We start from the raw sequence: 9,994 nt of genomic DNA, 5'->3' as shown, positions 1-9,994 counted from the left end.
CCCGGCGATGAGCTCGCCGCAGGCCGAGGCCGGCACGCGTTTCCACGCCTGGGCCGAACGCTTCGTGCGCGCCGGCATCGACGACGACGGCGCCGCGCGCGCTCGGATGGTCGCCGACGTCGAGCATGCGCTCGCCGACGACGCCGACCTGGACGCCGACGCGCGCCGCCTCCTGCAATGGCAGCGTCGGCTCGTCGATTCGCCGTGGGCGTCGCGCATGCCGTCCGACGCCGAGGAGTCGATCGTCGTCGCGGTCGACGGCATCGACAACCTTGTCCAGGGCAAGCTCGACGCCGTCTTCGTCGGCGGCCTCGACCCCGACGACGCGACGAAGCGCTTCACCGTCGTCGACTGGAAGACCGGACGCCGTCCGCGCAAGGCGAAGGACGTCGAGGAGAAGCTGCGTCAGCTCGACTTCTACCGGCTCATGCTCGCGAAGGCGCGCGGCGTGCCGCTCGAGGCCGTCGACGGCGCGCTGTACTACGTCTCCGAAGCCGACGAGGCCGACCGCCAGATCGACGCCGCGCCGAAGGACGAGGCGGCGATCGTCCGCGAGATCCACGAAGGCATCGCCTTCGACGGCGACGATGACGGCGCCGCCGACTGACGGCGCCTCAGGCCGCCGCACGCGCACAGCGTAGAATCCGGCCGCAATCGACGTCGCCGACTACACTGGGACGCTGCAAGCACGGACGCCGCCGCCGGAGAAGCACTCCGGCGGCGGCGCGCGCATACGGGCCCCACGCACGGGCCCGGCGCAGGGGAACGCACTGCGCCGATGCGCGCGATCCAACGCCGTCTCAAGGCATGCGTGGGCGGGCACACATGCGCAATGCGAATGCATATGAATTGCATGACGAATCATGATGAATGAAGGAGCTATGCACATGGGTGCGAACAACAATGCGACCCGTCACGTCAGCTACCGTCCGATGCGCTGGGAGGACCTCGACACCGTCGCCGCCTGCTTCGACCGCGTCTGGCCGCAGCGCGAAGGCATCGCCGGCACGCCGCTTGCGACGCTCATCGCGCGCTATCTGACATTGCACTACGTCGAACCGATCACCTGGTCGAACGTCGCCGAGACCGACGACGGCGTCTTCGCCGGCGTCACGCTCGTGCGCGCCGTCGGAGCCCCGGCGTTGTTCGCGCAGGCGCGTGAGGAATTCGAACGCACCCGCGAGCTCATCGTCGCCGACCCGCGCGGCGCCGCCGTCGTCGACATGCTCGAACAGGGTTTCTTCCCGCGCGAACGCATCCTCGAGGAGGACGGCGACGTCGGCGCGACGACGCAGGCCGAACTCGAACTGTTCATGGTCAACCCCGACGTGCGCGGCATGGGCGTCGGCGGCGCGCTGTGGCGACAGCTGCTCGCCGCGCTGCGCGGCCACGGCGTGCGCGCGTTCTTCCTGCACACCGATTCGAGCTGCGACTACGGCTTCTACGACCACAAGGGCCTGACGCGCGTCGCCGAACGCATCGCCGCCGACCATCCCGAGGACGCCGACATGGCCGAGGGCATGAACGCCGACGACCAGTTCATCTACCGCGCCGACCTCGCCGACACGGCGCTGCCCGACGCCGTCAACCCTTCCGAGACCGTCGAGGTGCGCGGCGCATGAGCGAAACGACGACCAAGCCGCGCTCGCCGTACGCGCGCATGTTCGCGCTGCCCGGCGCGAAGGCCTTCTGCGCCTCCGCCGCGCTCGCGCGCCTGCCGATGAGCATGATGAGCCTCGGCATCGTGCTCGCGCTCAACCATCTGTACGACAACTGGACGATCGCCGGCTCGATGAGCGGCGCCTACATCCTCGCCGTCGCCGCCGTCACGCCGTTCTACGCGCGCCTGTTCGACCGCTTCGGCCAGCGCAGGGTCGGGCGCATCGCGCTCGCCGTGCAGGTCGTCTCGATGCTCGTGTTCGCGTTCAGCGCGCTCGCGCATGTGCCGATCGCGCTGCTGTTCGTGCTCGCGCTCGTCATGGGCGCCACGCAGTTCTCCTTCGGCGCGCTCGTGCGCACCCGCTGGACGTATCTGCTCGAACGCACCGACAACATGGACCTGCTCAACACGGCCTACGCGCTCGAATCGGCGATCGACGAGATCGTCTTCATCTTCGGCCCGATCCTCGCGGCGACGCTCGCCACATCGGTGCATCCGGTCTCGCAGCTGTTCGTCCCGACGGCCGCCTGCGCGATCGGCGGCACGATCTTCTTCTCGCTCAGACGCTCCGAACCGCCGGTGCTGCACGTCGTCGAGACGACGCCGGTCGCCGCCGACGACCCCGACCTGCGTCTAGCACGCGGCGAATTCGACGGCGACGCGCAGGGCGCCGCGCTGCAGGATTCGCTGCGCAAGCGCAACTCGCTCGCCGCGTCGTCGCGCAAGGCGACGCGCAACGTGCTGCTGTACGCCGGCATCCTGCCGCTCATGCTCACGTTCATCTGCTTCAACATGAGCTTCACGACCTTCGACGTCTCGATCACGGCGGCGATGGAGCACGACCATCTCGACCAGTTCCTCGGCCTGCAGCTCGCGATGATCGCCGTCGGCTCGTGCATCGGCGCGCTGTATTTCGGCTCGCGCAGGCACCGCGGCCCGCATTGGCGGCGCATGATCGCCTGCCTCGCGATCCTCGCCGTCGGCTTCGCCTGCATGCGCGCGACGATGGACAACTACTTCGTCCTCGGCGCCGTCGAACTGCTCGCCGGTCTCGTCGTCTCGCCGCTGTTCGCGACCGGCAATCTGATCGTGCGCGAGACGGTGCCCGAGCAGTCGCTGACCGAAGGCCTGTCGTGGCTGACGACGGCCGGCCAGATCGGCGCCTCGCTCGGCTCGCTGCTCGGCGGCATGATCCTCGACCATCTCGACTCACACGCCGGCGTCATGATGACGTGGGTGTACACGGCCGCCGCGATCCCCTTCGCGCTCATCGGCTGGTGGGTCTTCACGCGCAAGAACGCCGACGCCGAACGCGACCGCGGCGACACGCTCTGAGCCGACGCCCCGGGCCGTGCGCGCCGGCGGCATCCGGTGACGGCATCGCATGCAGGCGGCGCGCACCCCGGTCGCTACACTGAGTCATGGAACAAGCCCCAACACCCACAACCACAGGCAGAAAGCTGGTGCAACATGATCAAGGTTTCCGTAGTCGGCGCACAGGGCCGCATGGGCTCGCACGTTGTCGACGCCGTCAACGCGGCCGACGACGCCGAACTCGCGCTCGCGCTCGACGCCGGCGACGACCTGACGCGGATCACGCCGGAGAACACCGACGTCGTCGTCGAATTCACGGTGCCGTCGTCGACGCTCGGCAACGTGCTCGCGCTCATCGCGCAGGGCGTCGACGTCGTCGTCGGCACGACCGGATGGACCGACGAGAGGCTCGAGCAGGTGCGCGCCGCGCTCGCGAAGGCGCCGCGCGCAGACCAGAGCGTCTTCATCGCGCCGAACTTCGCGATCTCCGCCGTCCTCGCCGACTACTTCGCGCGCCTCGCCGCCCCATACTTCGAATCGGCCGAGGTCATCGAACTGCACCATCCGGACAAGGTCGACGCGCCTTCGGGCACGGCGATCCACACCGCGCAGGGCATCGGGGCGGCACGCGCGAAGGCCGGCCTCGGCGCCGTCCCGGACAACACGCAGACCGACGGCGGCTCACGCGGCCAGGTCGTCGACGGCGTCCATGTGCACGCGGTGCGTCTGCGCGGCCTCAACGCGCACGAGGAGGTGCTCTTCGGCAACGCCGGCGAGCAGCTCGTCATCCGCGCCGACAGCTTCGACCGCGGCTCGTTCATGCCGGGCGTGCTGCTCGCCGTGCGCAAGGTCGCCTCGGGCGAGTTCCCGGGACTGACCGTCGGACTCGACCATTTCCTCGACCTGTAGGCGTCCTCGGAACGCCCGGGGGAGGCCTTCGGCGGCCTCCCCGCAGCGTCCTAACCGGCCAGTACCGTTGCAGCTATGACTGACGGAACAATGCATCTTCTCGATCCCGCCCCCTTCGGGCGTGTACTCCCCGCGATGGTGACGCCGATGAAGGCCGACGGATCCATCGACTACGACGCCGCGCAGCGCGTCGCGAAGCAGCTCGTCGCCGACGGCGCCGACGGTCTCGTCGTCAACGGCACGACCGGCGAATCGCCGACGACGCACATGGACGAGAAGGTCGACCTCGTCCGCGCCGTCAAGGAGGTCGTCGACGTCCCCGTCATCTCCGGCGCGGGGTCGAACGACACGGCGCACACGGTGCGCATGGTCGAGCAGACGCAGGAGGCGGGCGCCGACGCCGTGCTCGTCGTCTGCCCGTACTATTCGCGTCCCTCGCAGCAGGGCATCTTCTACCACTACCGCGCCGTCGACGAGTCGGCCGACAAGCCGATCATCGTCTACGACGTGCCGGGACGCACCGGCGTGCGCATCGCGCTTGACACCTACTGCCATCTGTCCGAGCTCGAACACGTCAAGGCGGTCAAGGACGCGACCGGCGACATCGCCGGCGCCGTGCGCAAACGCCTCGAGACCGGGCTGACCTGGTATTCGGGCGACGACGCGCTCTACCTGCCGTTCCTGTCGATCGGCGCCGTCGGCATCATCTCCGTCGTCGCCCACGCGGCCGCGCATCCGATGCGCGAGCTCGCCGAGGCCTTCGACCGCGGCGACATCCACCGCGCCCAGGAGCTCGCGAACCGCATCGCGCCGGCGATCGACGCGATGAACGGCACCGGCTTCCAGGCCGTCATGGCGAAGGCGGCGCTGTATGTGCGCGGTGTGCTCGAAAGCACGCAGATGCGTCTGCCGAACGTCGGCCCTACGACCAAGCAGATCGAGGTCGTGCGCGCGGGACTGCGCGCCAGCGACCTGCTCGCCTGAACGACGAGAGGATGACGGCCGTCCGGCGTCGCAGCTGCGCCGGACGGCCCGCCGAGGGAGGCGGCATGGTGGTGCCGGGGACGTCCCCGCACCGCCATGCCGCCCTTTGCGGTGTCGGGAGGGCCGTGCCACGGGCGCCGACGGGCGCCGTCCCATATTGCGCCGATAGCTGCAAGAACGCCGCCCGGGCGGACATCGCGTCCGCGACGGCGATACACTGTGAGCATAATGATTGACAATCGTGAGCCGATGATCGACCGCCTCATCGCCGTACCGCACGGGCCGTACGCGCATCCGCGCAGGCGCCGGACACGATGATATGAAGCCTCGCCGCGCGCATAGGCGGGCGGCACCGAAGAGAAACCAACAGAAGAAACCATGACAGAGACAGCAGCAGCCACGCATGTGCGTGGATCGAAGAGGAAGGCCGCGCAGACGGCACAGGACACGCCCGCGGAGACCCGCCGACGTTCGGCGCGACGTTCGGACGACCAGATCGAGGCGGCCGAGCTCGCCGTCGAATCGATCGGCGACGGCGGCGCGAAGAAGACGCGCGCGCGCAAGACCGCATCGAAGGCCGCGTCCGCGAAGTCGGGCGAGAAGAAGACGACGCGCAGCCGCAAGGCCGCGTCGAAGGGGGACGCGAAGTCGGGTGCAAGCAGGACGCGCACGCGCGCGCTCGCCACGTCGGACACGAGCGACGAGAACCGCATCGCGCCGCCGAAGTACCGCAAGGGGTCGATGCGCATCGTGCCGCTCGGCGGTCTGGGCGAGATCGGCCGCAACATGAACGTCATCGAATACAACGGCCACATCCTGCTCATCGACTGCGGCGTGCTGTTCCCGGAGGAGGAGCAGCCGGGCGTCGACCTGATCCTGCCGGACTTCAACTACATCAAGGACAGCCTCGACAAGGTGGAGGCGCTCGTGCTCACGCACGGACACGAGGACCATATCGGCGGCGTGCCGTATCTGCTCAAGATGCGCCCTGACATCCCGCTCATCGGCTCGAAGCTCACGCTCGGCTTCGTCGAGGCGAAGTGCAAGGAGCACCGCCTCGAACCGGAGATGATCGAGGTCAAGGGCCGCGACAAGCTCAAGGTCGGCCCCTTCAACCTCGAGTTCGTCTCGGTGACGCATTCGATCCCGGACGCGCTCGCCGTGTGCGTGCGCACACCCGCCGGCTCGCTCATCGACACCGGCGACATCAAGCTCGACCAGCTGCCGCTCGACCACCGCGTCACCGACCTCGTCGAGTTCGGCAAGCTCGGCGAGCAGGGCATCGACCTGCTGATGATGGATTCGACGAACGCCGAGGTGCCCGGGTTCGTCAAGCCGGAGACGTCGATCGGCCCGGCGCTCGACCAGGTCTTCGCGACGGCGACGCGCAAGATCATCGTCGCGAGCTTCTCGAGCCATGTGCACCGCGTGCAGCAGGTCGTCGACGCCGCCCACAAGTACGGGCGCAAGGTCGTCTTCGTCGGACGTTCGATGGTGCGCAACATGGCGATCGCCGCCGACCTCGGCTATCTGCACCTGCCCGAGGACACCGTCGTCGACCTGAAGAAGGCGAAGGACTATCCGGACAACAAGCTCGTCTACATGTGCACCGGTTCGCAGGGCGAGCCGATGGCCGCGCTCGGACGCATCGCCGACGGCAACCACCGCGACATCACAATCAACGAGTTCGACACCGTCATCCTCGCCAGCTCGCTGATTCCGGGCAACGAGCACGGCGTGTACAAGGTCATCAACAAGCTTGTGCAGCTTGGCGCGCGCGTCGTCAACCGCGACAACGCGGCTGTGCATGTCTCCGGCCACTGCAACGAAGGCGAGCTGCTGTACATGTACAACATCGTCAAGCCGAAGAACGCGATGCCGATCCACGGCGAGAACCGCCATATCGTCGCCAACGGCCTGATCGCCGTGAAGACCGGCATCGACCCGAACAACGTCGTACTCGCCGAGGACGGCGACGTCGTCGACCTCTACCACGGCAAGGCCGCGATCGTCGGATCGGTGCCGTGCGGCTACATCTACGTCGACGGCAACTCGGTCGGCGAACTGACCGACGAGGAGCTCGAGAAGCGTCGCATCCTCGGATCCGAGGGCTTCGTCTCGTGCTTCGCCGTCGTCGACACGGACGCCGCCGAGGTCGTCTCCGGCCCGAAGGTGTATCTCAACGCCGTCGCCGAGGACGAGAAGGAGTTCGAGAAGGTGCGCCACCAGATCGTCGAGCAGCTGCGCGACGCGATGATGACCGGCACGAAGGACGTCCACAAGCTGCAGCAGATCATGCGCCGCACGCTCGGCGGCTGGGTCGCGCGCGAACTGCACCGCAAGCCGATGATCGTCCCGGTCGTCGCCGACATCGCCGCCGACATGGAATCGATGGAGGGCGGCGCGCACTGACGTCCACGGCCGCGCACGGCCGGACGGGGCGCAACGCCGACAGGAAAGCAGAAGCACAAGCAAGCAGCAAGGAGCACCATGCCAGGAGCCAATCTCACGCGCGTCGAAGCGCAGGAACGCAAATCGATCGTGCAGTATCCGATCCACTACGCCGTCGACCTCGATCTGACGCAGGGCGACAGGACCTTCGTCTCCACGTCGACGATCGAGTTCGACGCGAAGCCGGGGGAGAGCACCTTCCTCGACCTCATCGCCGACGAGGTGACGAAGGTCGTCGTCAACGGCGCCGACGTCGACCCGAACGAGGTCTTCGACGACGACCACATCCAGCTTAACGACCTCGCCGAGCACAACACCGTCACCGTGACGGCGTTGTGCCGCTATTCGACGACCGGCGAAGGCCTGCACCGAAGCGTCGACCCGTCCGACGGCAACGTCTACCTGTACTCGCAGTTCGAGGTGCCGGACGCGCGCCGCGTCTACGCCGTCTTCGACCAGCCCGACCTCAAGGCCGTCTTCGACTTCACGGTGACGGCGCCGCAGTCGTGGATCGTCACGTCGAACATGCCGGTCGCCGCCGTCGAGGACCTCGACCGGATGACGATGGACGGCACGCTCGCCGACAAGCCGTCCGAGACGACGAAGCGCTGGACCTTCGAACCGACGCCGACGATGAGCTCCTACCTGACCGCGATCTGCGCCGGCCCGTACGCCGCATGGCACACGACCTACGAGAACGAGGACGGCCGCACGATCCCGATGGCGCAGTACTGCCGCCAGGCGCTCGCCAAGGACTTCGCGAAGGACGTCGACTACCTGTTCGACATCACGAAGAAAGGCTTCGCGTTCTACGCGAAGACCTGGGGCGTGCCGTACCCGTACGCGAAGTACGACCAGATCTACGTGCCTGAATACAACGCCGGCGCGATGGAGAACATCGGCATGGTCACGATCCGCGACTCCTACGTCTTCTCGTCGAAGGTCACCGACGCGCTCGCCGAACGCCGCGTCGTCACCGTGCTGCACGAGCTCGCGCACATGTGGTTCGGCGACTACGTGACGATGAAATGGTGGAACGACCTGTGGCTCAACGAATCCTTCGCCGAGTTCACGTCGACGCTCGCCACTGCCGAGGCGACCGACTGGAAGGACGCATGGGCGACCTTCTGCTCCGGCGAGAAGAGCTGGGCGCTCAACCAGGACCAGCTGAGCACGACCCACCCGATCGTCGCGCCGATCAACGACCTCAACGACACCTACGTCAACTTCGACGGCATCACCTACGCGAAGGGCGCCTCCGTGCTCAAGCAGCTCGTCGCCTACGTCGGCCGCGACAGGTTCTTCGAAGGCATCAACCACTATCTGAACCGCCACGCCTACTCGAACGCGACGCTCAACGACCTGCTCGCCGAACTCGAGGAGACCTCGGGCCGTGACCTCAAGACGTGGAGCGAGAAGTGGCTCGAGGAATCGGGCATCAACACGATCACGACCGACGTGACGAGCGCCGACGACGGCACGATCGCGACGCTCACGCTCACGCAGAGCGCGCCCGAAGCGCATCCGGTGCTGCGCCCGCACCGCCTCGCCGTCGGCTTCTACAACGAAGACACCGCCAGCGGCAAGGTCGTGCGCACCGGCCGCATCGAACTCGACGTCGACGGCGAGACGACGGCCGTGCCCGCGCAGGGCAAACCGAAGCCGGCGTTCATCCTCGCGAACGACGACGACCTGACCTACACGAAGCTCAGGTTCGATGACGACTCGCTCGCGTTCGCGCTCGCGAACCTGCACCGCTTCGACGATGCGCTCACCCGCGCCGTCGTCTGGCTCGCGCTGTGGGACATGACGCGCGATGCCGAACTCGCCGCGACCGACTTCATCGACACGACGCTCAAGCTGCTGTCGACCGAAACGGAATCGACGACCTTCCGCTACGCGCTCGCGACGCTGTCGACGACCGTCTGGCACTACACCGACCCGGCCAAGCGCGCCGACATCGCACGCCACGTCGCCGAACAGCTGCTCACGCTCGCCAAGAACGCGCCGGCCGGCTCCGACATGCAGTTCCAGCTCGCCTCCGCCTATCTGAGCTACGGCGTCGAAGGCGACAGCGCGTTCGCCGATACGGTGCGCAGCCTGCTCGACGGCTCGCTCGTGCTCGAAGGACTCGAACTCGACAACAACTTCCGCTGGTCGCTCGTACGTGCGCTCGCGTCCGTCAACGCAATCAAGGAAGCGGACATCGACGCCGAGCTCAAGCGCCGCGACACGACCGAGAACCGCGAATTCGCCTACGGCGCCCGCGCCGTGCGTGCGACCGCCGACGCGAAGCGCTGGGCATGGGACCAGGCGCTGCACAACGACGCGCTGACGAACAGCCAGCTCGAGGAGGTCGCCCGCGGCTTCGCCGGCACGCCGAGCCAAGCGCTCGCCGACCCGTATGTGGACGAGTATTTCGAGCAGGCCGAATGGATCTGGAAGAACAAGTCCTTCCATATGGCCGAGGCGCTGCTCGAAGGCCTCTATCCGGGCTACGCCGACCCGGCGAAGCTCGTCGAAGCCGGCAACGCGTGGCTTGACGCGCATCAGGACGCGGACAACGCGCTCAAGCGCATCGTCCGCGGCAACGTCGAAGCCTCGGAACGCACCCGCGACGTCGCCGAGTTCAACATGAAGCTGGGCGAGACCGTCGAGGACTGAGTCTGCGGCTGT

Annotated in this window: 7 protein-coding genes; all 7 read left to right on the top strand. The window is 67.6% G+C overall.

The window, feature by feature from the left end; translation table 11 throughout:
* On the top strand, window positions 1–607 hold a 607-nt coding region (locus BCHO_RS07290), incomplete at its 5' end, for a PD-(D/E)XK nuclease family protein (RefSeq protein WP_162174558.1).
* A gap of 280 nt (window positions 608–887) precedes the next feature.
* Complete coding sequence (locus BCHO_RS07285; RefSeq protein ID WP_024541101.1) at window positions 888–1,622, top strand: GNAT family N-acetyltransferase; 735 nt, start codon at window positions 888–890, stop codon at window positions 1,620–1,622.
* Complete coding sequence (locus BCHO_RS07280; protein WP_024541100.1) at window positions 1,619–2,995, top strand: MFS transporter; 1,377 nt, start codon at window positions 1,619–1,621, stop codon at window positions 2,993–2,995. Before BCHO_RS07285 ends, BCHO_RS07280 begins: the two co-directional genes overlap by 4 nt.
* A gap of 135 nt (window positions 2,996–3,130) precedes the next feature.
* Entirely contained in the window at window positions 3,131–3,883 is a 753-nt protein-coding gene (dapB, locus tag BCHO_RS07275) for a 4-hydroxy-tetrahydrodipicolinate reductase (protein ID WP_024541099.1), read from the top strand.
* Window positions 3,884–3,958: 75 nt separating this feature from the next.
* Window positions 3,959–4,867 carry a 4-hydroxy-tetrahydrodipicolinate synthase gene (dapA, locus tag BCHO_RS07270; RefSeq protein WP_033491110.1) on the top strand — a complete coding sequence of 303 codons (909 nt, stop codon included), beginning with the start codon at window positions 3,959–3,961 and terminating at the stop codon, window positions 4,865–4,867.
* 378 nt (window positions 4,868–5,245) lie between these two features.
* Complete coding sequence (locus BCHO_RS07265; protein WP_237743065.1) at window positions 5,246–7,279, top strand: ribonuclease J; 2,034 nt, start codon at window positions 5,246–5,248, stop codon at window positions 7,277–7,279.
* A 78-nt stretch (window positions 7,280–7,357) separates the two neighbouring features.
* A complete protein-coding gene (gene pepN / locus BCHO_RS07260) occupies window positions 7,358–9,982 on the top strand; it encodes an aminopeptidase N (RefSeq protein WP_024541096.1) in 2,625 nt (874 codons plus the stop codon).
* Window positions 9,983–9,994: the final 12 nt, after the last annotated feature.

Source organism: Bifidobacterium choerinum, assembly GCF_000741135.1.
In the GTDB taxonomy this organism is placed as follows: domain Bacteria; phylum Actinomycetota; class Actinomycetes; order Actinomycetales; family Bifidobacteriaceae; genus Bifidobacterium; species Bifidobacterium choerinum.
Note: the sequence above shows the minus strand (reverse complement) of the source record. Positions and strands in the feature narration are given on the sequence as shown.

Bases quoted from the DNA above. Each gene is read 5' to 3' on its own strand.
- BCHO_RS07285 (WP_024541101.1), top strand. From the start codon at position 888: ATGGGTGCGAACAACAATGCGACCCGTCACGTCAGCTACCGTCCGATG.
- BCHO_RS07280 (WP_024541100.1), top strand. From the start codon at position 1,619: ATGAGCGAAACGACGACCAAGCCGCGCTCGCCGTACGCGCGCATGTTC.
- dapB (WP_024541099.1), top strand. From the start codon at position 3,131: ATGATCAAGGTTTCCGTAGTCGGCGCACAGGGCCGCATGGGCTCGCAC.
- dapA (WP_033491110.1), top strand. From the start codon at position 3,959: ATGACTGACGGAACAATGCATCTTCTCGATCCCGCCCCCTTCGGGCGT.
- BCHO_RS07265 (WP_237743065.1), top strand. From the start codon at position 5,246: ATGACAGAGACAGCAGCAGCCACGCATGTGCGTGGATCGAAGAGGAAG.
- pepN (WP_024541096.1), top strand. From the start codon at position 7,358: ATGCCAGGAGCCAATCTCACGCGCGTCGAAGCGCAGGAACGCAAATCG.